The sequence below is a fragment of the Alicyclobacillus suci genome, from assembly GCF_017329615.1.
Classification (GTDB): domain Bacteria; phylum Bacillota; class Bacilli; order Alicyclobacillales; family Alicyclobacillaceae; genus Alicyclobacillus; species Alicyclobacillus suci.
In genome coordinates this window covers 1-26864 of record NZ_JAFMTW010000024.1, presented here as the reverse complement: position 1 = coordinate 26864, position 26864 = coordinate 1, and the positions used below count along the sequence as shown (strand labels likewise).

26 protein-coding genes, 1 pseudogene and 1 riboswitch are annotated in these 26864 nt (G+C 51.5%); of the genes and pseudogenes, 7 read left to right on the top strand and 20 right to left on the bottom strand.

What is annotated here, in order from left to right:
- Positions 1 to 61 precede the first annotated feature (61 nt).
- Positions 62 to 865, top strand: a complete 804-nt coding sequence (locus tag J3482_RS12435) for a hypothetical protein (protein WP_146821733.1) — start codon at positions 62 to 64, stop codon at positions 863 to 865.
- A gap of 111 nt (positions 866 to 976) precedes the next feature.
- On the opposite strand, the gene J3482_RS12430 is transcribed toward J3482_RS12435, so the two are convergent.
- Complete coding sequence (locus J3482_RS12430) at positions 977 to 3301, bottom strand: PAS domain-containing protein (RefSeq protein WP_146821732.1); 2325 nt, start codon at positions 3299 to 3301, stop codon at positions 977 to 979.
- 379 nt (positions 3302 to 3680) lie between these two features.
- The gene (locus J3482_RS12425) at positions 3681 to 5243 is read right to left on the bottom strand and encodes an MFS transporter (protein WP_146821731.1); all 1563 of its coding nucleotides are present in this window, start codon (positions 5241 to 5243) and stop codon (positions 3681 to 3683) included.
- 357 nt (positions 5244 to 5600) lie between these two features.
- Here J3482_RS12425 and J3482_RS12420 point away from each other — a divergent pair, with 357 nt between their 5' ends.
- On the top strand, positions 5601 to 5903 hold the full coding sequence (locus J3482_RS12420) for an IDEAL domain-containing protein (protein ID WP_188332121.1): 303 nt from the start codon (positions 5601 to 5603) through the stop codon (positions 5901 to 5903).
- Between the two features lie 63 nt (positions 5904 to 5966).
- Here J3482_RS12420 and J3482_RS12415 read toward each other — a convergent pair whose 3' ends face one another.
- The 3 genes from J3482_RS12415 to J3482_RS12405 form a co-directional block, all read right to left on the bottom strand.
- The gene (locus J3482_RS12415; RefSeq protein WP_146821729.1) at positions 5967 to 7973 is read right to left on the bottom strand and encodes an FUSC family protein; all 2007 of its coding nucleotides are present in this window, start codon (positions 7971 to 7973) and stop codon (positions 5967 to 5969) included.
- 50 nt (positions 7974 to 8023) lie between these two features.
- Entirely contained in the window at positions 8024 to 8500 is a 477-nt protein-coding gene (locus tag J3482_RS12410) for a MarR family winged helix-turn-helix transcriptional regulator (RefSeq protein ID WP_146821728.1), read from the bottom strand.
- A gap of 98 nt (positions 8501 to 8598) precedes the next feature.
- Positions 8599 to 9546 carry a D-2-hydroxyacid dehydrogenase gene (locus J3482_RS12405; RefSeq protein ID WP_188332120.1) on the bottom strand — a complete coding sequence of 316 codons (948 nt, stop codon included), beginning with the start codon at positions 9544 to 9546 and terminating at the stop codon, positions 8599 to 8601.
- Between the two features lie 243 nt (positions 9547 to 9789).
- On the opposite strand from J3482_RS12405, the pseudogene J3482_RS21835 reads away from it, so the two are divergent.
- From J3482_RS21835 to J3482_RS12390, 4 genes and pseudogenes are all read left to right on the top strand, one after another.
- Positions 9790 to 10157: pseudogene (locus tag J3482_RS21835) on the top strand (aldehyde dehydrogenase family protein).
- Positions 10072 to 10305: an aldehyde dehydrogenase family protein gene (locus J3482_RS21560; protein ID WP_369123461.1), complete on the top strand. Its 234-nt coding sequence runs from the start codon at positions 10072 to 10074 to the stop codon at positions 10303 to 10305. Before J3482_RS21835 ends, J3482_RS21560 begins: the two are co-directional and overlap by 86 nt.
- A gap of 180 nt (positions 10306 to 10485) precedes the next feature.
- Positions 10486 to 11262, top strand: a complete 777-nt coding sequence (locus tag J3482_RS12395; RefSeq protein WP_146821726.1) for a Cof-type HAD-IIB family hydrolase — start codon at positions 10486 to 10488, stop codon at positions 11260 to 11262.
- 211 nt (positions 11263 to 11473) lie between these two features.
- A complete protein-coding gene (locus J3482_RS12390; protein WP_206915632.1) occupies positions 11474 to 12427 on the top strand; it encodes a ring-cleaving dioxygenase in 954 nt (317 codons plus the stop codon).
- An 84-nt stretch (positions 12428 to 12511) separates the two neighbouring features.
- Here J3482_RS12390 and J3482_RS12385 read toward each other — a convergent pair whose 3' ends face one another.
- From J3482_RS12385 to J3482_RS12330, 12 genes are all read right to left on the bottom strand, one after another.
- The gene (locus J3482_RS12385; protein WP_146821724.1) at positions 12512 to 12898 is read right to left on the bottom strand and encodes a YraN family protein; all 387 of its coding nucleotides are present in this window, start codon (positions 12896 to 12898) and stop codon (positions 12512 to 12514) included.
- A complete protein-coding gene (locus J3482_RS12380; protein ID WP_206915630.1) occupies positions 12867 to 13127 on the bottom strand; it encodes an EscU/YscU/HrcU family type III secretion system export apparatus switch protein in 261 nt (86 codons plus the stop codon). Before J3482_RS12380 ends, J3482_RS12385 begins: the two co-directional genes overlap by 32 nt.
- The gene (locus J3482_RS12375) at positions 13124 to 14239 is read right to left on the bottom strand and encodes a hypothetical protein (protein ID WP_146821722.1); all 1116 of its coding nucleotides are present in this window, start codon (positions 14237 to 14239) and stop codon (positions 13124 to 13126) included. Before J3482_RS12375 ends, J3482_RS12380 begins: the two co-directional genes overlap by 4 nt.
- Complete coding sequence (gene rnhB, locus J3482_RS12370; RefSeq protein WP_146821721.1) at positions 14232 to 14897, bottom strand: ribonuclease HII; 666 nt, start codon at positions 14895 to 14897, stop codon at positions 14232 to 14234. Before rnhB ends, J3482_RS12375 begins: the two co-directional genes overlap by 8 nt.
- Positions 14898 to 15009: 112 nt before the next feature.
- Entirely contained in the window at positions 15010 to 15918 is a 909-nt protein-coding gene (gene ylqF / locus J3482_RS12365) for a ribosome biogenesis GTPase YlqF (protein ID WP_223204004.1), read from the bottom strand.
- A 93-nt stretch (positions 15919 to 16011) separates the two neighbouring features.
- The gene (gene rplS / locus J3482_RS12360) at positions 16012 to 16356 is read right to left on the bottom strand and encodes a 50S ribosomal protein L19 (protein ID WP_021296511.1); all 345 of its coding nucleotides are present in this window, start codon (positions 16354 to 16356) and stop codon (positions 16012 to 16014) included.
- A gap of 160 nt (positions 16357 to 16516) precedes the next feature.
- Positions 16517 to 16657: a hypothetical protein gene (locus tag J3482_RS12355; protein WP_021296512.1), complete on the bottom strand. Its 141-nt coding sequence runs from the start codon at positions 16655 to 16657 to the stop codon at positions 16517 to 16519.
- Between the two features lie 61 nt (positions 16658 to 16718).
- Positions 16719 to 16853, bottom strand: a riboswitch (cyclic di-AMP (ydaO/yuaA leader).
- A gap of 47 nt (positions 16854 to 16900) precedes the next feature.
- Complete coding sequence (locus J3482_RS12350) at positions 16901 to 17692, bottom strand: hypothetical protein (RefSeq protein ID WP_146821719.1); 792 nt, start codon at positions 17690 to 17692, stop codon at positions 16901 to 16903.
- Entirely contained in the window at positions 17689 to 19350 is a 1662-nt protein-coding gene (locus tag J3482_RS12345) for a hypothetical protein (RefSeq protein WP_146821718.1), read from the bottom strand. Before J3482_RS12345 ends, J3482_RS12350 begins: the two co-directional genes overlap by 4 nt.
- Positions 19340 to 20608: an O-antigen ligase family protein gene (locus J3482_RS12340; protein ID WP_146821717.1), complete on the bottom strand. Its 1269-nt coding sequence runs from the start codon at positions 20606 to 20608 to the stop codon at positions 19340 to 19342. Before J3482_RS12340 ends, J3482_RS12345 begins: the two co-directional genes overlap by 11 nt.
- Before the next feature lie 58 nt (positions 20609 to 20666).
- Positions 20667 to 21164 (bottom strand): acyl-CoA thioesterase, encoded by a 498-nt coding sequence (locus J3482_RS12335; protein ID WP_223204003.1) that lies wholly within the window; start codon positions 21162 to 21164, stop codon positions 20667 to 20669.
- Positions 21165 to 21355: 191 nt separating this feature from the next.
- Positions 21356 to 22387 carry a M23 family metallopeptidase gene (locus tag J3482_RS12330; RefSeq protein ID WP_146821716.1) on the bottom strand — a complete coding sequence of 344 codons (1032 nt, stop codon included), beginning with the start codon at positions 22385 to 22387 and terminating at the stop codon, positions 21356 to 21358.
- 116 nt (positions 22388 to 22503) lie between these two features.
- Here J3482_RS12330 and J3482_RS12325 point away from each other — a divergent pair, with 116 nt between their 5' ends.
- A complete protein-coding gene (locus tag J3482_RS12325; protein WP_146821715.1) occupies positions 22504 to 22899 on the top strand; it encodes an acyl-CoA thioesterase in 396 nt (131 codons plus the stop codon).
- A gap of 63 nt (positions 22900 to 22962) precedes the next feature.
- Here J3482_RS12325 and J3482_RS12320 read toward each other — a convergent pair whose 3' ends face one another.
- The 3 genes from J3482_RS12320 to J3482_RS12310 all read right to left on the bottom strand — a co-directional run bounded on the left by J3482_RS12320 (position 22963) and on the right by J3482_RS12310 (position 26505).
- Positions 22963 to 23895, bottom strand: coding sequence for an RluA family pseudouridine synthase (locus J3482_RS12320; protein WP_146821714.1), 933 nt, complete (start codon positions 23893 to 23895; stop codon positions 22963 to 22965).
- 206 nt (positions 23896 to 24101) lie between these two features.
- Positions 24102 to 25163 (bottom strand): tartrate dehydrogenase, encoded by a 1062-nt coding sequence (locus J3482_RS12315; RefSeq protein ID WP_146821713.1) that lies wholly within the window; start codon positions 25161 to 25163, stop codon positions 24102 to 24104.
- A 28-nt stretch (positions 25164 to 25191) separates the two neighbouring features.
- Complete coding sequence (locus tag J3482_RS12310; RefSeq protein ID WP_146821879.1) at positions 25192 to 26505, bottom strand: MFS transporter; 1314 nt, start codon at positions 26503 to 26505, stop codon at positions 25192 to 25194.
- Positions 26506 to 26864: the final 359 nt, after the last annotated feature.

Below are 26864 nucleotides of genomic sequence, written 5' to 3'. Positions count from 1 at the left end.
GAGACTACCATTTAGATGTCATATTTTATTTATGTCGAATCGCTATAGGAGTTGTGAATGTATGACTTGGACTCAAGGTCAACCACCTCGAGTAAATCAATCACCTTTTATTGATCCAACAAAAGAAATGAAACCAAATGACCGCCGAAATAATCGCAATCCCAGAGCACCACAAGGTACGTCGCGACATTCTCAAAACATGGACAACGTCGCAGCGACATTTACACAAGAGGGGCTGCAGACTTTCTCGACAATCTTTTCAACTTCTGTGGAAGCTGCCATTGCAAAGTCACTTCCAGAAATCGTAGAACGCGCAGTAGAACGTCAAATCAAGCAAGTATTACAGCAAACGATTGAAAACTTTGAAAAACAAACCGCCGACTTAGCGTCACAAATCAGGGATCTAAAACACCTCGCAACCCGGTTGTCAGAAGGCGCAGAGGGAGCATCCATCGTCTCCAAAGCGCCTGAGTCCGTCGCTGTCGATGACCAACAACCTCAATGTCGAGCGGAAAATGATGAAGAAACAAAAGCGCCAGCAGTTCCTGCTGGGGATACGGTGGTAGATGAGCCATACGAGGAACTGACCATGCCGATATCTGACCGTCCAAGTGACCATCCAAGCCCGTTAAAAGCGAGCGTGGCCCCCACTCAGACGCGCATTGCAAAAGAAGTTGAGTTAGTCGTAAAGACTCTCAAAGAAATCGGTCGACCTGTTAAGTCTGACGAACTTCGCGCATTAGCTAGTGAAGTTCACTGGGGTGCCAATCCATCCGTTAAAATGAACAATCTCATCAACAAGTCCAATGGGCAAATTGAGCGCGTTGGCCGTGGGCGTTATCAGTATAAGAATCAAGTCGACTGACAACTTTGCCTTCCCCAGTTTAGATGAAACTGGGGAAGGCAAACATGTGATGTCAAAAACTTCTTCGTCCGGCTCCACCAAATGGCCTGCTACAATTACGAAGCATAACGCCTACACAGACTGACCTTGCCTCACAAGATACGAGGTAGGTTGCGGAACCGGTGCTTCCATCGGCAAGCGGATGTCCACGGTTGTGCCTCGCCCGAGTTGACTGCTAATTTTCATCCTTCCACCATGGGATTGAACAATTCGATAGCTCACCATCAGCCCTAATCCGGTTCCGGTCTCCTTGCTCGTATAAAATGGTTCACCTAATTTTGGCAAAACCGTCTCGTCAATGCCAAAGCCATTATCGGTAATTCGGACATACACCTCATCGCTCGCTTCCACACGTCCGACACAGACTTCAATTTGCCCACCCACAGGTACCGCTTCCATCGCATTTTTGAGAATGTTGAGGAAAACCTGTTTCAATTGATTAGAATCGCAGCGAATGGAAGGAACCGGGGTATGAATTGATGACAACACCGCGATATTCTTCATAACACACTGCGTGCTAATGAGACTAAGTACATCTTGCACTAAATCGACTACATGATGACGTTCAAACACAGGTTTGCTCGGTCTCGCCGCCAACAGCAATTCATCTATAATGCGATTAATCCGGTTCAACTCCGACAGCATAATCTCGCAATAACCCGCATTGTTCCCACCTTCAGCCATCAACTGGACAAATCCCATAAGGGCAGTCAATGGATTTCGAATCTCATGGGCTACACCAGCGGCCAGTTGACCGACGACAGCCAGCTTGTCCGCCTTTCGAATAATTTCTTCCGTCTCAATCCTTTCCGTAATATCCAGAAGCGTTCCGATAATCACCGGCTTTCCATTGAAGTGCGCAAGCGTTCCATGCACTTCGACATCAACCGTTTCACCATTCTTGCAGAGCCCTGTAATTTGGTAACGAATGCTATCCACTTCACCTGCAAGACGTTTGCGCACGTTGTCTACGGCTACACTCAGATCTTTCGGTGAGACGGTGTCCCACGCTGTCATGCCAATCATTTCTTCCACCTCATAGCCAAAGATTTCGGCCATCCGGCGGTTCACAAACGTTAAAACATTGTCTTCAATGATGTACACACCCACGAGCGACTCTTCAACAATCGTTCGGTACTTCACCTCCGCCTCGATGAGTGCCATCTCCGCGCGCTTGCGGTCCGTGATATCCCGTGAAATGGTCGAAACCGCGATAATATTTCCTGCAGAATCAATGACCGGCGACATAATCAGGCTCACATCAATTTGCCGCCCATCCTTACGAGTTCGACGAGTCTCCGTACGTATCGTCTCTCCGCGAAATGCTGCACTCACCCATTCACTCGTCTGTGGCTGATCCAAAAATGGGCAAAGTTGTCCCTGCACTTCCTCAATAGACCAGCCGTATACCTGTTCATAGGCAGCATTGACCCGCAGGTACCGCCGATTTCCATCCATAATGGAGATGGCATCCCCATTGCTGCTGATGAGACACTCATACAACCCCTTCGTCTCACGCAGTTCATTCAACGCCTCAATATGTTTGGTCAGATCTTTCGCAACGGTGAAAACGCCGACAATATCACCGTCAACGACAATCGGTACACTGCTGATGCCAAGATATACTGCGTGTCCAAATTTATCATTCACCATAATTTCATAAGACTGCACAATGCCCTGACGAACCTGTTCTGCGTTTTTCATCATCTGCTGAACATACGGTTTCGCAACAATAGCTCGTCTCTGCGACGGAAATTTTAGTGCCTCGCGAGAATACCCCGTCAAGCGATGCAATGCCTCATTTGCATACACCAGTTCCCCTGCCACATTGGTTTGCAACACGATATCCGGGTTATTATCTACCAATGACCGAAACTGCTGTTCGTGAACCTCGGTGAATCGTCGACAGTAAAGCGCGTCGAGTACCATTTCAATCTGCTGGACACAAACACCTACATCTAATCCATTGCAGGGCACTTCATCGCATCGCGATCCGAGGACGACCACACCTTGAATATCGGAGTTTACACGCAAATACCATGCGCCAAGGTGGCGCAGACCACGCTTGGTCGACAGTGCCGCAAGCAGATCTGGCAGTTCGTCCACACTCCACCATCCTTCGCCCATGGTCCGAAGAAATTCCATTATATGTATATTGAATGGTTCGGCGAATGATGGAGATACAGTGGATAGTTCCTCCATCACGCCCCAAGGACTATAAATGCGTGGTTGATGCGAATCACTTAATTTCAATTTCTTTCGATATAAAAAAAATCCACTATCCATTCCCATAATATCGCGGAACGCTTCTGCAGCTTGTTTAAACAATTGTTGACCGCGTGCGACAAACCGCCATTCGTGTGATTTACGCCAGTACATTAGGTAACGATCATCCATGGAAGTACACTCCGCCCAATATTCTAATTCATCTAAAAAGAATTGGATTAACAAGGTTGTTACACAAAAGAATACCAATCAAGTAAGTTGCGTCAATACTACACCTACAATATCACGGAAGCCACTAGAGAAGGACCTAGACAACCATCTAGGTCCTTACACATCAATTAGTACGCCCCGCCACCGTAGGGTACGAGTAGAATAAAGAGAACGAAGATGATGAGGAAGACGACTGCCCATTGTGTGTATGCACCAAAACAGCCCATCCGCGTGACCTCCCTTACGCCGAATTCAATTACATTACACGATATGGCATATCATAGGACGGGGTGTGGGCGGAAACACAATGTTCAGGCGCGCAAGTGTTGTCTCACTTAGTCTATGTTTGCGAACGGTGGGCAACCGTAGGGCCTTTTCCAAGGAGTATCGTCAAACAAGAAATCACCAGCAGGCACAGACTGCAAATAAACGAAATCACAAAAAGATGATGCGTCGCAATTAACGCCGCCCGACTCTGAAGTTCTTCCGATAGAAGATACATCACGATTTGTCGGGCGCGCTGTTCAGACTCCCCGGACGCGATATCGTGTTGTATCCCCGAAGTAACCGATGCCGAAGTAATGGTATTGACTTTTGTCGTGGCCCAACCGTTGACGGCTGCCAAAATAGCTGTGTGAACGTTCAGGTACCACTGAGAAACCGGCGTCACGATGGTGTAAAAAAACACGCGTAAAAATTGAACCACCGTCATCGTCCTCGGTAGTTGGTTGAGGGGCCCGCCTAACGCACACGTGACCAGTCCGACGACAAAGTTCAGCCCAACACCACAGGAAAATAAAACCAATTGAAATCGTAGTTGATCGAGACTGACGCCCGGTTCCAGCGACGTCAACCGGTAAGAAGACAGGGCAATACACAGAGATCCCACGATGAACAAGGGGCCTGCGCCAACGCGATCGAAAAATGACGCCGCCAAGATTGCCGCAAGCCCGACACTAATCACAAGCCCTCCGTAAACCGTGGGAAGCGTTGTACTTGGGATTTTGCTGACCGTCTTCATCGCGAAACCCATGCCCGACATGGCGACAAGCATCAAGAGATTGGACAAAATGGCAACAAACGCCCCGCAGAGGGACCTTCGCGAGGTGACTAGCCGAAAATCGACAAGTGGATGGGTTACACTGCGTTCAACAACAATCAAACACGCGAATAAACAAAGAGAAACACCTGCGGGCACAAATACGAACGGACTGCTGAATCCATGCGGTAGCAGATTTCCAAGCCACCATATCGTCGATATCCCGAGCATAAAAAGCAGGACCATACCCATGTAATCAAATCGGTTCCAGGCACCTCTGGCTGCAGCTGTTGCTGGTACCGGGAACATGTGCTTGGGGAGATGTCCACTGAGCAAAAGAGCCCCCATTGATAGGCACGCACACAAACCAAACAACCATCGCCAATGGTCATACGCTTGCGAAATCGTTCCAAAAATGGCTCCAAGAACGACGGAGCCAAACATAATACAAAGCAAAATGCCTAACACGCGATTCCGTCGCTCAGCCGGAAATTCAACAAAGAGCAGCGGCACAAGCACCATTAATTGTGTACCCGTCAGGGCGCCCTCCAGCGCGCGACTTATCCCGAGGAGAACAGTGTTATCGGAGATGGATGATGCGATAAAGGTGACGACAAACATCACGGTGGCACAGCGAAAGCAAAAACGCAGCCCCAGTTGCCGACTCAGCACGGGGCCTAGTGGAATCCATACAGCAAACGCCATGTTTGCGACAATCGATATCCACATCGTAGCATAACTGCTCGACCCGAAAGCGTTTTGAATGATGGTTTGAATCTGCATAAAGCCGGACATCACAAGCAAATTCGGACCAATGGTCGTGGCGAGAATCAAGGCGACAATCCAATGTCTGGGCAGGGTCATAGGACAACTCCCTTATCGTACAACAAGGCATTCCGGCTCATCCGAAGATGTCACCGACACGTATGTTGTCCTAATTCCCATCGTAAAATGAAGCTCAATTTGATATCGACGATTTGCATTCCCCTTTCTGTCGTCTCGATGTAAAATTCATCTAACCAATCGTTTTGCACCAGACAGCCCGAGCCCTAACCCCTTTGCACGTGCAAATGAACGGCCATGATGCAACTATCGTCCACATCACGAATACCAGATGCACAAGTACCCTTCCGTTTTGTCCGTGACCGTCATCACCGCTGCAACGTTAACTGAATGAAAGTACCCCCACCTAAACAGATGGGAAACAAAGGGGGATGTCAAATGGATACACAGTTAAAGTACGGAGATTGGGTGTCATTTTTATTTCAACATCGGGCATTACTCGGTTTTATCGTTAAATCCATGCCAGACAAACAATCGTATGTCATTTTTGTACCGGAGACCGGAAAACATTATACATGTCCGGCTGTGATGGCCATTCCAGAGGAACCGATATTGAAGAAAAGCGACGTCCAGGCACTCATTGATTTATCGCTCGACCTCAAAGACGAAGAGTGGTTTCACGAATTGAGCAGTCAATACCTCGGGATTCAGGGCGCGTCCACCTGCGACAATACGACGTGACAACGCATTGCGCATGTGCTTCCCGAAACGACGTGCATCAGCACAAAACCAGCCCTGTGTCCTCTAGTGCCGATTGGCTGCCGCGAGCAGCCCCTCGTACATAACGTGAACCTGCTCGGTCCATGTCGGATGTTCAAATAAAGTCTCAGGTAACCGAATTTCGTATCCGATTCCTGTTTCCGCCATCTGTGCAAGCCGAGAGAGAACAGTGTCCATCCTGGATGAGACCAATCCTTTCGTAAGCTGATGCGGGACATTCAACGCAAGAACGAGGTACCCTAATCTTTGTACACTGACAACGACTGGCCACAACTTGTCCAATTGCGCGTTCTGTCGTGGGTATTCATTCACGGCTTGGTCATGCACCATTCGGAGATGCACCAAGGCAGATTCCAGAGAACGGCGACGTGCCCGTTGTTTGGTCAGCGATGCATTGGAGTCTAAACTTCCATCTTCTGTTTGCAACACATCTCTAATTGCGCGAATGGCCCGTGCAACAGCCGGGCGAACACGAGTCGAGGCCGCGCGGCGCCAAAGTGTCAGACTCGCCCACAGTCCAATCACACAACCCACGACCGTATCGAAAAAGCGCGCCTCAATTACGGAAACAGGCGACACGCCCCACTGCCCTAACTCGATGAGCAATATCGGCAACGGCGTGATGAAGACAACCGCCATGCCGTAATTTCGCCCGACAAACAATTCAACAATAAACTGTAAAGCGACAATCGCCACCACTGCCAGCGCGACAGTCGGTCGAAACGATAAGATTCCACCCGCAATCAAAATGCCAACGGTGGTTCCTAGAGCCCGCTGAAGCGTGCGGTGAACAGAGGCCAATACAGTAGCACCTTGTAACACACTGGCACAAGTCAATGGAACCCAGTACGGACGGGTATCCCCCAAAATCCAAGCGACAAACACAGAGACCAACATCGCCACACCGATACGCAAGGTGGCCGGACGCACTAGTGATGCCCGACTCCACGCGACACGCATGTCGTCGAGGAGCGACGGGGTGCTTTGTCCTTCCACGTCCCAAGTTTCAGGAACCTGTGTCAGATGTCCTGCGATATACACGCACTCCTCTAAATGACGAGCGAGGTGACGTCGGACTTCCGTGTCGTAGGTTGGGGATGGAATGCGGATTTTTTCGGCAAAGTCCATCTTTGAAACACTCGTCTCCAAGTTGCGAACAACTTCTACCAAATCGTTACAAATTGGTTTTTTCTCAGCAGCGAGTTGAACCCCACACAAAAATATGATGTTTGCCTTTTGCGTCAAGAGATACAAGCGGTAAGCCTGTGCCGTCCTGCGCCATTGAAGTTCACCACTCGTCACCGCGACCTGTGCGTTTTGTAAGGCAACGGTCGCCTGGTGCCGAGCACTATCGTGCGACACAGTGCCCACAGAGGATAAAAAGTTCGCGAGTGCCCGATATGCACTAGCTACCGCTCTCGCTTCCGGTCCATGTGGGTTCACAAGCCACCCTGCCATACTGACGGCCCACGCAATAGCAGCCCCGAAGAGCACCAATCCAGCACGAAGCAGCGCAGTGTGCGGCGCCACTGGCATACCCGTACCCACGGCACCAACGAGAATAAAAAAGTATGCGGACGGCACTGGAACGCGCCAGGCGCCACACAAAAACGTCGCCCCCGCAGATACAATACACAGTGCGACAGCAATGCCCAAAACACGCCCTGCCAAAGCCGTGCCAAGTCCCAGAGCGAACGCAAGTCCCACTGCCACCATCGCGCACTTGACGGCTCGTTGCGCGTATGGCTCATTACCTGCATAGATTGCCGTAAACGCGCCCATGCTCATCACCATGGCCAACGACATATTTCCGATGAGTGCCCCTACGACGAGGGTCAAGCCCATACTGATTGCTGCACGCGTCGCACGCCGCCACGGATACGGTATGGGTCGCACTTGAAAGGCACCGCGGATCCCTGGGTGCGTCGGGGCAGGCGGTATCTCCCATGAAGGTGTGATCTTTGACTGTGCATCTGCCTCAATAGGTGCCTGCACGCCGGCAACCTGTTTGTTCTGTCTCTTCACCGTCATGTCGGTCTCCCCTCAATCTATCTATCTCTCTCAAGTTGCCAATTATTGCTCTATTCGCTGCGATTCTCCTCATCCACTTGATTGAGTACCGCCATCTGGGTATCCACGCGTGCTTGCACCGCAAACAGTGCACGCCTTAACTGCTCCTTATCTTCCTCTGAATAGGTCGCGAACAACGCATCGAGCACCGCTCGTTCGACTTGTGCCAATACTTCGGCTAGGCGCTTCCCCTCCGACGTCGCAATGGTATGCACGACTCGTCGATCATCTACACTGGGGCGACGTCGAACCCACTTCTTTCGTTCGAGACTATCCACGATTCGGGTAATCGTCGTCTTGTCTTTCTTCGTCAAATCGGCCAACTGGGTTTGCGTAACCCCTTCATGGCGCGAAATGGTCAATAACACTAGCCACTGTTCGGTCGTAATCCCGTAAGGTTTAAAATGAAGCATCGTATAATAAGCTACTTTTCGATACGTTTGGCTAATTAAGATGCCGAGTGAATCTTCGAGCGGATTGTACGCCATACGCTTCTCCTCGCATTCCGATATCTACAGTCATTGTCACGCAAATATTCGGCTATGCAACTATTTGTCGATCTCGATTTATCTCCACTTCACCCGCACTAGTAACCTTTGCGCAAATCGACGCGATTACTTACTTGCTGCGCGCCCGATTCGATGAGACGGGCGGTCTCCAATAAACACGCTGCAGCCTCTTCTGCCGTAGTCACAGCGGAGATATGCGGCGTGACCCGAATCTGCTCGTGACGCCAGATGGGGGACGTTTGCGGCAAGGGTTCTTCATCAAACACGTCTAAAACAGCATGACGGATACGCGAAGCATTCAGTGCTCGCACGAGTGCGTCCATATCGACGCTGCCTCCTCGCCCCACATTGATGAACACCGCCCCTTCACACTTGCAAAACAGAGCGTCATCAAATATTTTCTCGGTTTCCTTTGTCAATGGCAACGTATTGACAATATACCCTACCCCCGCCAAGATGTCCGCCCCAATTGGCGTCATAATTTCTTGTATCGATAACACTTGAGAAAAACGGGCATCCTGTCCCCCGCTACGCGACACGCCGATAATCGTAGCACCAAAAAACGCCAAGACCTCGGCGACACGTTTTCCGATGTCGCCCGTGCCAAACACCAAAATCCGCTGCTTGGCCAAAATTCCCGGCACCACCGGGTTCCAACATTGCCTTCTCTGGTCAGAGGCAAAAACGTCGTGGCATTGTACATCACGTAATATGTAACTTAAACAGTACTCCGCAATCTTCTGCCCAAACGGTCCCGTTGTCCTCGTGACAATGATTTGCGCCGAGGGATCAAGCCATTGAACCACGTTGTCAACGCCAGCACCTAAACAGTGAATCCATTTTAGATGTTGATAGGAAAAACCAGGAACCAAACGAAACCCGACGAATGCATCGGCAGTGTCTAACAACGCTTGCGTAAGGGTATCATCGGTCGCAAAAATAAACTCCCTGTCGGGCTGGCCTGCAAGGTGAGGTTTCAAATTGGCGTTGAGCCGCCCATGAACGATGATTCGCACCAATTGCACCATCAACCCCCCTCAGGTCGTAGTCTCTAGGCGGAAATCTCAACCACCTATTTCCATTATAGAACATACACAGAAAAATAGCAGTTCAACTTGTCTGGCATGATAATGGCGAGCAAGTACGACAAAACGACGTGATGCCCGCGGGAATTCAGCCAATCCGGAGGAAATTGTCGGATATGGCCCACTCAATACGCAGGAAGAAGCTATCTGCGCGATTGAAGCCGCGAACGAGGCGTTCCCAAAATGGGCTGCAATTGGATTGGACGAGCAAATTGCGCGCATGCGGCGTCCTCCAAGACAAGTCCGTTTGCCCCGCTTGCGGTCACCAAAACAATGGAAATCATCAGCAAAGAATTCCCGCCTGGGGTACTCAATATGGTTCACGGTGAGGCAGAAGTCGGTGTCGAGCTGACATCGCATCGAAGGTGGCCAAAATTACATTTGCAGGCGGTACGAATACGGCAAAACACATTATGAAGGCAGCCGGCCCCATTAAACACATGACGCTTGAATTGGGTGGAAACGATGCAGCCATCCTCCTCCCCGACTTTGACGTACGTCGTCGAAGAACAGTTCGGTTCAACGGTTCCCATTCTGCTTTACGACGATGAAGACCGAGCGATACAACCCGCCAATCACAGCCTCTATGGATTGACGAGCTCAGTATGGGGAAACCCGGAGCACGCTATCCGTGTAGCTCGACGAATTGAAGATAGGACCCGAAGGACTGCGCTCGTATGTCGAAACACACGTCATTAATGTTCCGAAACTTCTCGACTTACCGTACATCCTCGAATGAGCAGAATCCGGGTGGGGAAATGATCCCCCACCATCTCTTTCCGTTTGAACGTGTCTTCCCCTTTACGCGTGACATTCATAGCCGTACACTATCACTTGGTCTTCTATAGAGAGATAAACAAATGAATTCTGGAGGTTCTCATGCCCTACAAAGTGGTTTTTTTTGATATTGACGGGACACTCGTCAACGAGGACAAAGTCATTCCCGATGACACGAAGGAAGCCGTTGCACGTCTAAAGGAACGCGGCATAGATGTATTTATCGCCACAGGACGAGCACCCAGCCAGTTCCGCGCCGTGGCAAAAACGCTGCAAATCGACTCCTTCGTCACCTGCAATGGTGGATACGCCGAGTACAAGGGAAAGCCAGTGTTCGGTCGCCCTATCCCACGCGATGTGTTGAAACGAATCAGCGAGTGGGCAGAGGAACATGAACACCCTTTGGTCTATGCAACCGCCGACGCGTGCTATACCACGGTTGACCAACACCCGTATGTCAACGAAGCATTTGATTACTTACAAATCGTCGAAAAACCTGCGTATAGGCCAACTGTGTGGACGGACACAAATGTCTATCAAGTGTACTTGTATTGCGAAGAACCAGAAGAAAAACCATACGTTCAGGCATTTCCAGAACTTCGCTTTATCCGAGCGCATAAACTATATCTCGACCTATTTCCGAGTGATGTCTCCAAAGCAGGTGGAATTGAAGCCATGTTGCGCCACTTGAACATTTCGCCAAAGGACGCAGTGGCGTTTGGCGACGGGCTCAACGACGTACAGATGCTGTCGTATGTCGGAATGGGCATTGCGATGGGAAATGCGAGTGATGAAGTGAAAGCTTATTCGGCCATGACGACCAAAGACGTCAACGACGGTGGCATTGTCTATGGATTGAATGCGATTGGACTGCTTTAGGCAGTGGGTAGCTTGTCTGCCTGTTCCTGACCAACTTCGGTTTTTTATATTTAATTTACTTTTTATAGTTATTAATATAAAATGCAATTATATATTGATTCGAAGTCGTATGAACGTATCCTGAATCCAACGACGTTGGATTGTGCATTGTATCCAATCATACAAACGATGTTTCTAAGTGTGACGGCAAGGGAACGAAGGAGGCCATACCATGGAATTAGCAGGCATTCACCACCTCACCGCGGTCTCGTCGCGCATTCGTGAGAATTATCGATTCTATACGAACGTAATGGGCCTGCGGTTGGTCAAGCGCAGTGTCAACCAAGACGACGTGAGCGCCTACCACTTGTTTTACAGCGGGGATAAAAAAGGGGCGCCAGGCAACGATTTAACGTTCTTTGATTGGGACATTCCGCGAGAAGTGCGCGGAACCCACAGTATTACCCGCACCTATCTGCGAGTAAACGGCGAGAAGGCCTTGACCTGGTGGAAAACGTGGTTAGAAGAGCACGGCGTCGTACACGAACCCATTCAGGAGATTGACGGACGCGCCACACTTTTTCTCGAAGACCCGGAGGGGCAACGTCTCGCGTTAGTCGATGACGGTGGTGCGGGAGATCCGCATGAGGTATGGGAAAAGAGCGTTGTTCCTGCGGAATATCAAATTCGTGGACAAGGCCCTATTTTGATTAGCATTCCAGAGTTACGTTATACGGACATGGTTCTCACAAATGTGCTGTACATGCGCCAAGTTCGCCAGTATCCCCATCCAGAGACAAAGAAAGACACTATCTACGTCTATGAAATGGGTGCAGGCGGCGCACATGCGGAGTTACACGTCGCCGTACAGCCAGACTTGCCTGCTGCGCGCCTGGGGGCTGGTGGCGTCCATCACGTGGCATTCCGTACGAATGATGCCGACTACCACGACTGGGTGCAACGAATTCAATCCTATCGTATTCCCAACAGCGGTGAAGTTGATCGGTACTGGTTCCGCAGCCTATACTTCAGAGAGCCCAACGGCATTCTCTTTGAACTGGCCACAGACGAACCAGGCTTCGCGATTGATGAAGATGTCGAAACGCTCGGTGAAAAAATCGTACTCGCACCGTTCCTCGAACCAAAGCGAGCTGAAATTGTAGCCAACCTCAAACCGCTCGACTAACGACACCACAGACATCGCACAGCGTGTGCGATGTCTGTCTGACAATGCACGAAGCGCTCTTAATTTACGGAAAACCAGCAAATTCTATGGAAGCAATCTGGTGTGCACGAGAGAGGTCAGCGCGCCACTATCGCGCGCCAAGGTAATCCCGACGACGTCGAGACATATGTCAAAGGCGTCTGGGACGATGGCTCGTGTGGCGAAATAAGCGGACGTTTGTTGCATCAAGCGGAGTGACTTCAGGGGTGTGACGGCGTCTATCGGTGAACCAAAGCGAGCGGACGTACGCGTCTTGACTTCGACAAAAATATATTTGCCTGGTGTGTGTGCGACAATATCCAGTTCGCCGAAGCGCGTGCGAACATTGCGATCAACCACGTCCCAGCCTAAACATTTGTGTAGGTAATCACAGACAATCCGTTCCCCTTGTCGCCCAACGCTACTTGGACTTCTGCCCGAATTGATAAACATAAGCCAGCACCTCCGCGACGGCCTGATACAACTCGGCTGGAATCACGCTATCCACTTCTAAATGAATCAAAGCATCCACGAGTGGCCGATTCTCCATCACCGGAACGTCGTGCGCTGAAGCCGATTGAATGATTGCTTCGGCCACTTCCCCTGCCCCTTTTGCGACAACGCGCGGCGCCTCTTCACGATGGCGCTCATAACGCAACGCAACCGCTCGTCTCGTCTTCAACGGGCATCTCCCTCCTCTGCGTCCTCGGTGCCAACAGTCCAGCCAATCAGTTCCCAACCACAAGTCGCCAGAGGTTTCGCCAGCACGTCGCCACCTCGTTCGAGGTGCGACAGAAGCCGTACATCTTCACCGATAAAATGCACGAGCAACTGTGGTCGCTGCGCCGTCACGATACAAGTCAATGCACGCCCGTGCACGTCCAGTTCAATGCGCAACCGGTGAATCAGTTTGCCTGCAGCGCCCACTTTCGTTTGCCTCTGTGCTTTCCATTTTACAGCCTGATACGGCGGCGTCGCTTCTGGTTGTGGCGGCAGGAAAAACACCCCACCTCCTACGCGTTCATATGGATTGTCTAACACCGAAGCGACTAATCTGTCCTGAACGACCCACGTCTCGAGCTTATGCGCTTCTTGCTTGTTAGACGCAGTAGCTATCGTCCCACCATCCATCGATGCAAACGGCAGGATTGGCGGGTCTGATTTGAAATTCATCGAGACCGACGACGCGCGCTGATTTGCTTCGGACGTCGCAGTCGTCAGTAGATTCCAAAGTTGACGCACCACCCCTTCCGCCTGTTCCATTCCAAAAGCCTGTTGCGGCGCAGCAGAAGCCGGTGATGAAGGTGTGTTCGTGTTGGCGAACGCAGATGACCCACCAGCCGCCTCTGACATAGGACGTGGCACAGGTACGGCAACGGATTGCAACGGGTGTGCACCCGCCGAGCTTACATTGGATGTTTCAGTCTGCGCGGCTTCGTCCGGCACCGACAAAGCGTTCGCCGGAGAATTCGACATGCTCGGTTCCCCCATATCGTCCTGTGCCATCAGACCGTCTGCCAACGCCAATTGTTGAAGAACGACCAACTTCCACGCCCATTCAGCCTTCAACAATTGTGGGTTTTGCAGAATCGCAAGTGGCACATGTCGCTCGAGCGCAAAGACCTGGTCGTCGGTTCCTCGGACGGCGGGGGTAGACGGTGTCTGCACTTTTCCTGACTCGTCCGCCGGACTTTCTACCTGCTGCCGACCCCCACGCGTCACAGGGTCTAACCGACCGAGCTTAGCCAACGGCTCCGTCACAGATGACGGGAGCCTTGTCAATGGACTATCCATGTAACACCAACCTCGTTTGTACCGTTTGCGCTTCGCGCACCGGTGCAAAACTCATACGGTGATGCTCAGTCGGCCCGTAAGCCGCTAAAGCCGCTCGATGCTGTTTGGTGCCATATCCGACATTTGCTGCAAACCCGTACTGCGGGTAGAGGGCATCCAATTGTTTCATATATGTATCGCGAAATACCTTCGCAACGATAGATGCAGCGCCAATCGCCAACGAGCGGTGGTCCCCGCGAACCACTGGCAAAGATGGCACCGGACTATTCGCTCCATAAATACCATCTACCAATAAGATCTCCACTTCGTGAGCCAAGTTTAAAACCGCTCGTCCCATTGCCAATTGTGTGGCGCACAAAATATTGAGTTGGTCAATTTCGCTGACGTCTGCAACGCCAATCCCGACAGCGATGGCCGTCTCGCGAATCAACTTCGCGAGTTCCTCGCGTTTGCGCCCCGGCAAACGTTTGGAATCATCCACTAGTTCCCAGCGATGCACGTCTGTTGGCGGGATAACCGCCGCCGCAACGACAGGGCCTGCTAAGCACCCTCGCCCGACCTCATCCACCCCCGCATACAGACTTGCGCCAGCCATTGCCCGGTCAAACCGATTCCGCGAGCACAACGCGCGTGATGCATCGACTTTTCCCTCTCGCATGAAGCCACCTCCGACTACGTATCAGTCTACATGCGATGGGCGGAGATGAACAGCATCGTTTTGTGAAAAGTATACCAGCGAAGGAGATAGACAAAGCTACATAAGAAACCCATCAAGCCTCGTCCGTCGTCACATCATCATCCGGCCACTCCAGCGTCAACCGGCCCAAAACGCCATCTTGCACTTCCTTGATAAGCATCCGTGACACCCGTTCAATATCAACTTCCGCGCCACGGGCCAGCATGCCGCGATACCTACCAATCGCTTCGAAAACCGGTGCAATTTGCGGCCACACCGTTTGCAAATCCGTCCAGTCCACTGTCGGCAATTCAGCTAACTTATATCGCTGTTTCAATTGTTCCGGATAGCGTCTGCTCGCATAAGCCACGAAGTAGGCAGCCGCCTCTTCCACATGATAAATCTGTTCTTTAATTGCACCGCTCACAGCCAACCGCAATCCCTGTTCCGGCGTATCAATTTTCGGCCATAGCACACCAGGCGTATCGAGCAGTTCTATGTCTCCCATCTTGACCCACTGCTCTTGTCGCGTTACTCCCGGCTGGTTCCCAGTCTTCGCCGCAGCCTTGCGCGCCGTGCGGTTGATAAACGAAGATTTGCCGACGTTTGGGATGCCAACCACCATTGCTCGAATAATCGTCCGCTTCAGACCACGTTGCCTATCCCGATTGACTTTCTCGCTCGTCACCCGGTGTAGCGCATCTTTCACGCGGCCAAGTCCCTCGCCCGAGAGGATATTGGCAGGCACCGCAATCATATCGTGTTCCGCAAAATAGTCCGTCCACGCTTGTGTCGCTTCTGGATCCGCCAAATCATCACGCGTCATCACAATCATGCCAGGCTTGCGCGTCGACAACTGCTGTAACACTGGGTTGCGGCTGGAGATTGGCAGACGTGCGTCAACCAGTTCAATGACGGCGTCAACCTGCTTAATCCTGCTCTCCATAATCCGCCGCGCTTTAGCCATATGGCCCGGATACCATTGAATCGTCAAATATCCCACCTCCTGAATCAGTTACTACACATCTAAATTGTGCCGGACATATAAAATACGGAGGGGATAACCCCTCCGTATTTTCGTCGATTGTACCGTAAGTTATCGGCGGATCTCTTTGATACGAGCCGCTTTGCCGGAACGACCGCGCAGATAGTGCAACTTCGCACGGCGAACTTTACCATGACGAGTTACTTCAATCTTGTCGATCTTCGGCGAGTGCAGCGGGAACGTACGCTCTACGCCGACGCCGTAAGAAATCTTACGGACGGTGTAGGTTGCGCTAATACCAGATCCGCGACGGCGAATCACAACGCCTTCGAAAACCTGAATACGTTCGCGCTGACCCTCGCGCACTTTCACGTGCACGCGCACAGTATCACCGGGACGGAAGTCCGGAATATCCGCACGGATTTGGTCTTCGACCACTGAACGTAGTAAATTCATGGCCAGACCTCCCTTCACACAAGTGTTCGTACCAAATCACACTGGCAGAGGACCACTGTAATCACCCGACGTAGTTTAACATATAACTGCCCATTATGCCAAGTATCATGTAAAAACGCCACCTCGCTAAGAGGTGGCGTTCTGGTTTGACGTCTGGCGATTAACGTTCCTCTGTCGGACGAACCTTCACCTCGTCTACCTCATCCGTCACCTTGGCGGATTCACGAGATGTCAGTTTCTTCAATGCGTGCTTGATTTCCATATCACGCATATAGTTAGGAAGCTCTGGCTTACGAATCACAAAAACCAACTCCTTGACCGAAATTTTTCAATCTCAGCCAAGTCCCGCTTTGGAAAAGCTCATATTGCACCTACGACGCTTACGGAGTTAGCTGACGGGTTCGGGTGTAGGAAACCCTACGTGCGACATCGCCGCACGACTCACCCCAAAAACATGGTTCCTCCGCTCCCAAATTGGAACTCAGCGAATGGTTACATAACTTATTGTACTCGCAAATCCAGCACTTTGCAACCGTTCACAGGTTTACTGCTGGGCACTACCCTCGAGCTGTTTCACCAGCGTTTGTGGAATTTTCACGGCAGCGACCTTCGGCTCGTCAATATCGAAGAACGTCGTTGACGTGTCGGTAACCACTGGGCCAAGTTGATCTACCGGGTTAATGGAGTCCGTTTGCACTTCGCGCACGAAACCCGTCGTCTGCCCCACGTAGAACGTGTACTGAATTGGCTCATTCGAACCCAACGTCGAGCGGTTGTTTCCGGCGACCTGCTGAAGGAATCCAGGCAGTTGAACCGACTGATTGGGCATCGTAAACCGGTACACATCACAATATTCGTCGACTACGAAAGTGCGATTTAACTTTTCGAGTGTCAAGTGCTTTCCTGCCGCTGTCTGCACGAGTTGCGCATAACTATTAAATGAGCGAAGGTCCTGAATCGGATCCGTTTGCGTCCACGAACTGGTTTCATCTGCGTATGCGACCTTCCCCTGTTGATAAAAACTGATATTGAAGTTGTTTTCATGCACACTGATGGAAGCTCTGTCCGGCAAATTGACTGTGCCGTACACGGTATAACTCGTATGCATGCTGCCATTTTTCAGTTCGACGTCCGACTCGAGCTTGTACATGCTGGCAGCAGTGCTCTTGTTCACCGCCTTGGTCAGCGGCGTCCAGGAGACATTTTTCGCCGTCACCGTCACCGCGGTAGACGTCGTACTCGACGAAGGTGCTTGAACCGCAGGGGTACACCCTGTGAGCCCAGCCAGGGCGAGCATGACGACCATCGTTCCAAATCCCGCAACACGTCGACTCATGCCTGTTTCGCCCCCTTGTACAAACGAATTCGATTCACCCAGCCAGCAATGATGACAATGCCGAAGAGCCCAGCTGAAATTGGCAGCAATGGGACGTTCCACTTGTGCAGAATCAAGTATTCTCCACTACCGTAGATTGCAACAGCCAAATCCTCTGTACCATCCGAGAACGATACAGGCGTAACGTTGACGACGTTGGTTCGGAAGACGCGCCAGTCACGTTCCAATTGGCCCGGTTTTTCGGTTGCTCCAGGGACGAAGCGATACGCCGAGAAATAACGCGTCGCCGCGTTGCGCACCTTCGACGGATCATCCGTCACAATTTGCGTTGCCCCTTGCCCCATATCCAGCACTGTTTCAAACCGGAAAGAAGGGCTGGTCGCCGTATACACTTTGTGCCACTGTCCCGCAGGTGTCAGTGTCAAGATATACGCAGGAGACGCATTGACAAAAATCGCGTCTGCTTCACCATGTGCGAGTGGACCGACGACCACGTCATTGGGCACGGGCGTTGTCGGTGTACCTTGATAGGTGGCGACCACTTTTTGTGCATCGAGATCAAATACTTGAAGATTGTTATTGCCGACGAGCAACAATTGATTTGCGGACGGCGTCGTAAAATGACCCATCCCGACCACACTTGTCGCGGAAACGGAGGCCGACAGAGCTTGTCCATGATACGTTCCCGTCAATTTGCCGCCGGCAATCTGCCAACCACTCGGCTTCGCCTGAACGCCTAATTGAGCGAGCGCCGACTGCCAATTCTCAAGTTCTTCCTGAACGCCCTGGTTGCTCAGCGCCTGCATCGTCGTCGCGTACGACGCCGGATTCAACGCGGTCTGCACAGCCTGATTGGTGGTGAGATAAGGAGACAAATACTCATTCATCTCGCCGTCTGCAACATACCAGTGCGCCAATTGGAACGGGAAAAACGTTTTAATCAGATTTAACGGATGGGCCTGTGCCAAATCTTGCGCTGTAGCTGTCACCTGTTCGATGTGGCCCCCGACTTGCTTAATCTCGACAAAACGATACTCACCTTGCGCCGTCTGGAGCACATTTTGGAGCGCATCCGGTGAATCGGTCGCGTTCTGGACGAGTTGCTGCAACAAGTCTTCCGACGGGATATATTCACTGACGGTCAACAACGCATCCCCTTGTTTGGTATGCACGACGTCGAATGGCGCCGCCGCTAGATTATGCGGGTCAATATGCAGCCGACTGTGTTGAACAATCCGAAACTGCGTCAAAAACGGCCAATCGCTAAACGGCAGCCAAGCATTCGCCACGATGACGGCCAGCGTACCAAATAGTAGCGGAAAAAAGCGGATTTTGCCAAACCACAGGGCCGCCACAAACAGGACAAGACTGACGACTACAGTCACGACCAGCGTCTTTGCAAAACTGCTGAATGCCAGTGACGACAACCCCTGTCCAAGCAACAAGCTAAACAAGGTAAACGTAACGAAGCGGCGACGGTATTTAGGATAGATACTCGTCAACCACAAAATCGCTAATACGACGACGACCAAGACCCCGTAAATCGCTAAGTCCTTAACTAGGGGACCGATGATCCAAACGCCGAGCGCGTTGATAAGTACCGCCCAAACAATGTACCCAACAACGAGCAGAACGTGTCTCAGAAGGTTATTCTTCATGCTGTACCTCCTGATTCTCCAAACTGCGTCCCCAGAGCAAGAACAAACCTACCATCACAAAATAAAGCATGAGGGACGGTGCGTACTCAAATACGTTTTCCACGCAGTTATGAACCAAAATCGCGACCACACCTGCAAGTCCACCGAGTGCGAGATAACGTTGGCGCCCCTTCGCACGGCGGACGACTGTCACAATCATTTCGCGCAAAATCGCAATATGCATCGCCACAAACAGGACGAGTCCCACCAAGCCCGACTCGCCGAGAATTTTGGCGTAATAGTTGTCTGAGTAAATGGAGTAGCCGTGGGTCGATGCGACTGATCCGCCATAGCGCCCCAACCCGGCCCCAAACAGCGGATTTCCGGACATGACGTCAAACGCAGTTTGCCAGCGAATAATTCGGCCACCCTGCGCCGATTTAATCATGTACACCGGGTTAAACAAATCCATGACACGATGATGAATCGGCGGTAGAAAGAACCCAATCACACCGAGAATCACCAATACAATCAACAACTTGCGCTCATAGACGATAGCGATGAATAACAGCGCCGCGCCAAATCCCATCCACGCGCCGCGCGTTCCAGTCAAGAAGAGGGTTAAGAGACAAAACAGCCCGCCAAGGCCGTACACCCATTTGCGTACGCGGTTGCGCTCCCAGATACACAATCCAAAAATGATGGGAATCATCATTTCCATAGCGGCGCCCAACTCATTTGGCGATTTGAGCACCGAGAACACGCGCGTGCGCACATGTTCAGTGACATCTACCCAACCACTCGGAATCTGTGGCGCCATCACGTATTGAATCACGCCGTGTACACCAATTAAAATCGCCACCGCGGCAGCCGCGTGAAGAAATTTCGGGACGTCCCGCGGTTCCACCAAGAACGGCAGCAAAAGTCCGAACAAAATGTAGTAGACATCCATGCGAAACCCATCAAATGCGATGGATGGGTGTGAAAGTCCAATCACCATGAGCGCAAAGCAGTACAAAATGTACCACCCTGCGAACTTTGCGAAACCAAATGCCCGCGGCCGATGCCCCCGAATGTAGCGATTCAGTGCGATGACCGCGAGAATGAACAAGACAACCTTGTCCCACACAGAACCTAAATAATGCAGCGCGGACAATCGCAGCGTGTAATCCACAATTGGAAACGCAATGAGTAAATATGTACACCACTTCGCTACGCGCGCACCGAACGGTTTCTCTCCGTTCAACTCGCCGGCGACAAGGTGCGCCTGATCTTGCATGACTTCAACTCCTGTACACCTGAATAATTTCGTGCTGCCCCTGTCCGATTTCGCCGCATCAATTCTCTGGCGGTAACATGCGGCGCGCTCTCTCTTGTTTTCGCTCAATACGCAGCCTTCTACGCTCAGGTGCTGTGTCAAAGTGCATACGTTCCTCGTCCGTTTCCGGGATAACCGGAGGGACTGGGGATTTCTGTCCGTTTTCATCCACCGCCACAAACGTCAGATACGACGAGCCGGTGGTCGTCACTTCCCCAGTCATCAGATTTTCCGACTGAATTTTGACGAACACCTCAATAGACGTATTATGCGTGTAGGTGACAAACGCCTCTAACGAGATGGCCTCCCCCAATTTCACCGGCGCAAGAAAATCAAAGCTGTCACTCGACACCGTAACAACCGGTTTCCGCGCGTGGCGCATCGCGGTAATCGCCGCAATCTTGTCGACATACGCCATCACTCTGCCGCCAAAAATCGTTCCATAATGGTTCGTGTCTTGCGGGAGTACCAAATCTGTCATCACCGTTCGCGATAGTCGCGCTGGTTTACCTTCCACAGCTTCTTCTCAGCTCCTCTTACAGGCAACAGGTCACGATTTATTTAGACGCAGAAAAAGGTACGCATGCACTCACGCACTCGTGTTTGGCCTGCGTACCGTTTTTGCTTCCTCGTCCATGTGATTCATCGTCGTTGCCCCTCCTACAATAACACACTCCGTATCATTGTAGGTTGTTTTATCGGGCATGATCAACTATTGTTCGATTCCGTCGAAGATTGTTCGTGATTCCAAATGACTTGCTTCTGGCGTTGCCACTGCAGCAAGTAGCCAGATGGATTAAACGCCCACTCGTGTGTACCCGTGTCCTTATAGATACCAAAATGTAAATGTGGCGGAAACTTACCTGATGTTCCCGGCGGTCCATAGCCCGTGCTACCAACATAGCCAATCACTTGCCCCGGGCGTACCAGATCACCCTGTTCCAAGCCCTGTGAAAATGAAGATAAATGCGCGTAATAATAGTACAAATTATTGGCGTCACGGATTCCAACCCGCCAACCACCAAAACGATTCCAACCTTTCAACTCGACAAATCCATAACTGCACGCCAAAACTGGAGTTCCGTAATCAGCGAAAATGTCTACGCCTTCGTGCGAACGCCGGCCGCCCCAGCTTCTCGCCGCGCCAAAACTATGTTTCACTGTATAGTTATAACGCTTGTCTAAGGGAAAACAGTGTGCATTCGCCGACAGACCAAAGTGTTCAAAGATCTCCGAATAAGCGAAGACCCTGTCCATCGCCATCGGGTCTTGAAACAAATTCCACACCGCCAACTCCTCGTCCCCGTCATCCAGCCGCGTCTCTTCGTGCAACCAATACGCCAGAGACTGAATTCTATCCGCCTGATCCCACGGCAACGCCAGTTGATCTCCATTGGAATCGCGGCCAATCCCGGAGAACATCGCAATGCTCGCTGGCGAAACGTCGAATGCCTCAGGATTGCCAATCCCGGACCAGGTCGATGGGTGAAAGGCAAACCCGTAATACGGAGCCTGTTCTTTATCCGCCTTCGTCTTCTCCAGTTCTGCATAGCGGTCAATAGCCGCTAACAGTGTCCATGGAACATGATATTTGTCTCCATACGCCTCATACAACGGTTGCAGCGCCGCCTGTGTCATCGTGGACCCGGCCGCTACGCTTGGAGACCGCGCGGCGAGTGCGAAACCGTACAAAATGGCTGTCGTGGTCATCACGAACCACACAGAACGCTGTCTGTGCATCGTCACCACTCCTCACTTTCAGGGGCTTGATACAGTTACCCTTCCCCGACTGGTACAATGTATCCATCAGTGTGGGGTTCACGATGCATTTGAATGAACGAGAAAGAGGTATGAATATGGCAGTGACGCAAATCACCATTCTCGTACGGAGTACAGAAATAGATATCAATGGCCACGTCAACAACGCCAAGTACCTAGAGTATTACGAATGGGGCCGCGAAGACTGGTATGAGCAGCATGGCTTACCGTACGACACGTTACGTGAGGCGGGTGTCATCACCGTCGTCGCACGGGCGGAGGTCGATTACCGATTTCCCGCCAAACAAAACGACCAATTGACAATCACCTCCTGGGTGTCGCAAATTGGTCGCAAAAGTTTTCGCATGAAGCAGCGTATTACGGGTACGAACGGGCATTTAATTAGCGAGGCCGTCTTCGTCATTGTCACGGTACACCCCGAAACTGGGATACCTGTCCCTGTCCCGAACGTCATCGCGCAATACACAGATTAAACAGGTAAAGCGCCAGCATACACATTCGCTGGCAAACCACAGATGCCTTGACGGAGACTATCGTCAGAGTTTCCCGTCAAGAGTTGCAAGGTCATACCCAAGCGCCTGTAACTTCGCGGCAAACGCCCTCGGCATTGGTGCAGTGACACTAAAATCCCCGTCTTTCTTGAGCTGGGCTGCATGCAAATAAAATGTGCTGTTTCCTTGTTCCCTTCGCGCACCATACTTCACATCGCCCACCAACGGGTGGCGAATGTGCGCCATATGTGCTCGAATTTGGTGTGTTCGCCCAGTCTCAAGGTGAATTTTCATCAACGTCGTGCCACCGGCAGCGGAAATGGGCACGTAATTCGTCGCACTCTCTTTTCCCTGTGCCGTCACCGCTGTCACTTCGTCAGAAACACGAGCGAGTGCCGCGGTGACTCGTCCGGCCTTTCGCACAGTCCCTGCAACAAGTGCCAAATACGTCTTCTCGATACGCCCCGATTGAAACGCCTCGGCCAACTCACGCGCTGCACGCGACGTCTTTGCAAAGATGACGAGCCCGGTTGTGTTCCTATCCAGGCGATGTACCGGAGCTGGTGTAAACGCCTGGCCCTCCGCTGTATCGCGCTTGCGATACACATACGCCTCCACTTGCGCCTGCAGTGTCGAAGCATAATCACCGTCTGCGGCGTGAACCAATATGCCTGCCGGTTTATTCACAATCACGACTTCATCGTCTTCGTAGCGCACATCGACGTTTGACTTTACGCCAGCATACTTCTCCCGTTTCGGCTTCCGAGATGCCGCATAGTCCTCATCGGTCATATACAAGTTCACAGTATCTCCCGCATGAAGCACTGTGTCTCGCTTTCCACGCTTGCCGTTCACCTTGATGCGACCGGTTCGAATAAACTTGTGGATGCCAGACAGCGGCATGCCCGGCAGCAACAACCGCAGCCACTTGTGAATCTGTTTTCCATCATCTGCGTCTGCGATAACAATTTGAATCAATGTTTTTCCCCCTGCATCGTTCCGAAATCCACAGTAAGGTCCTTCGTCCAATCCGTATAGACGTTGGAAGGCGATAAGCCCCTGTCTCGTAGACAGCCCTATGTAGCGTAACCCAACGCGGGCGATGTCACAATGACGATGCCTGGAATATACCAAAACACCGCAGCAGAGACCGCCAAGTAACTACTCCCCCGAATGAACGGGCATCATGCGCGCCTGCGCAAGTACGCAATCACTTCGTCGGTCACCTCAGTGGTCGTCGCCTTACCGCCCAAGTCTGGTGTTTTCACACCGCTCGCTAGGGTAGCTTCCATAGCTTCGAGAACGAGTGTACCCAGATCCTCAAAACCTAGGAAATCGAGCATCATTTTCCCCGTCCAAATTTGACCAAGCGGATTCGCAATTCCCTGCCCCGCGATGTCGGGCGCAGACCCATGCACAGGCTCAAACATCGAAGGATATGACCGCTCGACATTTAAATTCGCAGCCGGGGCAATGCCAATGCTGCCCATAATAGCGCCACCGAGATCAGTCAAGATATCGCCAAATAAATTCGACGCGACAATCACGTCAAACATCTGTGGCTTCATCACTAAAAACGCCGCAAGGGCATCAATGTGGTGCTTGCTTGTAGCAATCTCTTGGTGCGCTTGTGCTACATCCTGAAACACATCATCCCAAAACGGCATGCTGTGAGAAATCCCATTGGACTTGGTCGCACTCGTGACGTGCTTCCGGCGACGACTAGCCAACTCAAATGCGTAGTGCATCGCACGCGCTGTCGCTTTCCGGGTGAATACAGCGGTCTGCATCGCCAACTCATCTGTACCTCGATGCATCCGCCCGCCAATCTCCGAGTACTCCCCCTCCGAATTTTCGCGAACAACGACGAAATCAAACTCGCCAGGGTCTCGCAGTGGCGATGATAAGCCTCTCAGCAATTTCGCTGGTCGCACGTTGATGGACTGGTGCAGTGCTCGCCGAATTTTGATAAGAAGCCCCCACAAGGAAACGTGATCCGGCACCAACTTCGGCATCCCCACCGCACCCAAGAAAATCTGATGAAAGCCTTGTAACGTCTCAATGCCGTCCTCCGGCATCATCACACCGTGCTTCAAATAATAGTCACAACTCCAGGGAAACGATGTCCACCGAAAGCCAAGCCCCCCGTGAATGTCAGCGACAGCCTCCAACACGCGAATCGCCGCCGGAACGACTTCCTTACCAATCCCGTCACCAGGAATCACTGCGATTTCAAATTGCTCCAAACCATTCACCCTCCCATTATCCGCGCTACTACACGGCAGACCGCCGCTTCCCGGGCTTCACAAAAACCATCGCAAGCATACCGATCACCGAAGCAACCGCAGCAGCGACAAACATTGCGTTATAGCCACTGGCAGCAACTAGAAATCCTGTCAACGTAGGCGCAATCACCGTTGCAATGTTCGTAATAAAATGCGTCACTCCGCCAAAACTACCGGCCTTTGCGGGCTCCGTATCAATGACAACTGCCCAATACACAGAGTTCGGCAAAAAGTTAAACGCGTTACCAATTGCCATCAGCAATAACACGATTGCCACGCTGTGCACTGCAGGAATGATTAAAAAGCAGACAGCCGTTAACACGAGCGAGCCTACGGCCAACCCCGACCGGGCAATTCGCAGATTACCCGTGCGCTTACGCAGCGCATCGGATATGCGCCCACCCAAAAGCACCGTAATACATGCGCCAATCCATGGGATCATCCCCATATACCACAAGTTTGACAACGCGTAGTGAAACGTATCTTGCAAGTACTTTGGTGTCCAAGTCAGAATCAAAAAGTTGACGTACTGAAACGCAAAATACCCAATTGCGTTGCAAATCAGTGTTGGATTCTTAAAAAAATGATACCACGGAATCTGCTGTTGTTCGGATTCCACTAATGTAGCTTCCTGTGATAATACGTCCTGGCCGGATCGAATTATGTCCAATTCCGCCTTACTCACACGGGGATGATCTTCCGGACGGTTTCGGAAAACCTTCGACCAAACGATGACCCAGGCGACTCCAAGCAGGCCAAGAATCACAAATGTCATCTGCCACGAGGTAACAGACAAAAGCCCGACGGCAATCGGCGCAGTGATGAGCGAGCCAAACGGCACGCCAAACAAACCGAACGACTGCATGAATCCCTTTTCCTTTGGCGCCGCCCAGTTGGCCACCGTTTTGTTCATCGTCGAGAACAGTGGCCCCTCCGATACGCCAAACAGAATGCGAATGACAGCAAATCCAGCCAAGGCCGATCCGCCAAACACGACAATCCCGATATTCCCTGCAAACGCCATCAAAATCTCAAAGAGTGACCAAAGGCTCCCGGCGACAATCCAAACGAATTTAGGTCCCTTTTTATCCGACAAAATGCCGCCAAAGATAGAACCAACCATGTAACCATAACCGAAATACCCCAGCACCTCGCCCCACGACGACTCGTCTAAGTGAAACAGACGAATAATCGGCTCCGAAGCATACGAAATTGCACCACGGTCAATGTAATTAATCATGGTCATCAGAACAATCAACGACATAATCGTGTAGCGAAAACGTGGACGCCTCTTGGCAGCCATGGATTGCGTTTGAGCCACTGGACTTGTACGGGACACCTTACATTCCTCCTTAGATGACTGAATGATATGACTTCCGATCCCACTGTACCGCTCAGGAATCAACCCATCCCTGCAACGCCATAGGTAACCGCTTTCCACACACTCACCTGTGACGATGCTAATACTAATATATCACCTTTTATGAAATAATTCTCAGTTTTACGCAGAGATTTGTCAGCTTAGCGCTCGGGTGCGACGCCCGCGACACGGAGCGGAAACGCCGGGGCCCCCGAGGCGACCTGGCGGCATACCGCACCTTTCTGCCTTATTTGTGGCATCCAACAGATTCGCGACATATGAAACACAAATTCTACCCCAAC

Coding starts and splice junctions, on each gene's coding strand:
- J3482_RS12435 (WP_146821733.1), top strand. CDS start 62: ATGACTTGGACTCAAGGTCAACCACCTCGAGTAAATCAATCACCTTTT.
- J3482_RS12430 (WP_146821732.1), bottom strand. CDS start 3,301: ATGGATGATCGTTACCTAATGTACTGGCGTAAATCACACGAATGGCGG.
- J3482_RS12425 (WP_146821731.1), bottom strand. CDS start 5,243: ATGACCCTGCCCAGACATTGGATTGTCGCCTTGATTCTCGCCACGACC.
- J3482_RS12420 (WP_188332121.1), top strand. CDS start 5,601: ATGGATACACAGTTAAAGTACGGAGATTGGGTGTCATTTTTATTTCAA.
- J3482_RS12415 (WP_146821729.1), bottom strand. CDS start 7,973: ATGACGGTGAAGAGACAGAACAAACAGGTTGCCGGCGTGCAGGCACCT.
- J3482_RS12410 (WP_146821728.1), bottom strand. CDS start 8,500: ATGGCGTACAATCCGCTCGAAGATTCACTCGGCATCTTAATTAGCCAA.
- J3482_RS21560 (WP_369123461.1), top strand. CDS start 10,072: ATGCAGCCATCCTCCTCCCCGACTTTGACGTACGTCGTCGAAGAACAG.
- J3482_RS12395 (WP_146821726.1), top strand. CDS start 10,486: ATGCCCTACAAAGTGGTTTTTTTTGATATTGACGGGACACTCGTCAAC.
- J3482_RS12390 (WP_206915632.1), top strand. CDS start 11,474: ATGGAATTAGCAGGCATTCACCACCTCACCGCGGTCTCGTCGCGCATT.
- J3482_RS12385 (WP_146821724.1), bottom strand. CDS start 12,898: ATGTTTATCAATTCGGGCAGAAGTCCAAGTAGCGTTGGGCGACAAGGG.
- J3482_RS12375 (WP_146821722.1), bottom strand. CDS start 14,239: ATGGATAGTCCATTGACAAGGCTCCCGTCATCTGTGACGGAGCCGTTG.
- rnhB (WP_146821721.1), bottom strand. CDS start 14,897: ATGCGAGAGGGAAAAGTCGATGCATCACGCGCGTTGTGCTCGCGGAAT.
- rplS (WP_021296511.1), bottom strand. CDS start 16,356: ATGAATTTACTACGTTCAGTGGTCGAAGACCAAATCCGTGCGGATATT.
- J3482_RS12350 (WP_146821719.1), bottom strand. CDS start 17,692: ATGAGTCGACGTGTTGCGGGATTTGGAACGATGGTCGTCATGCTCGCC.
- J3482_RS12345 (WP_146821718.1), bottom strand. CDS start 19,350: ATGAAGAATAACCTTCTGAGACACGTTCTGCTCGTTGTTGGGTACATT.
- J3482_RS12340 (WP_146821717.1), bottom strand. CDS start 20,608: ATGCAAGATCAGGCGCACCTTGTCGCCGGCGAGTTGAACGGAGAGAAA.
- J3482_RS12330 (WP_146821716.1), bottom strand. CDS start 22,387: ATGCACAGACAGCGTTCTGTGTGGTTCGTGATGACCACGACAGCCATT.
- J3482_RS12325 (WP_146821715.1), top strand. CDS start 22,504: ATGGCAGTGACGCAAATCACCATTCTCGTACGGAGTACAGAAATAGAT.
- J3482_RS12310 (WP_146821879.1), bottom strand. CDS start 26,505: ATGGCTGCCAAGAGGCGTCCACGTTTTCGCTACACGATTATGTCGTTG.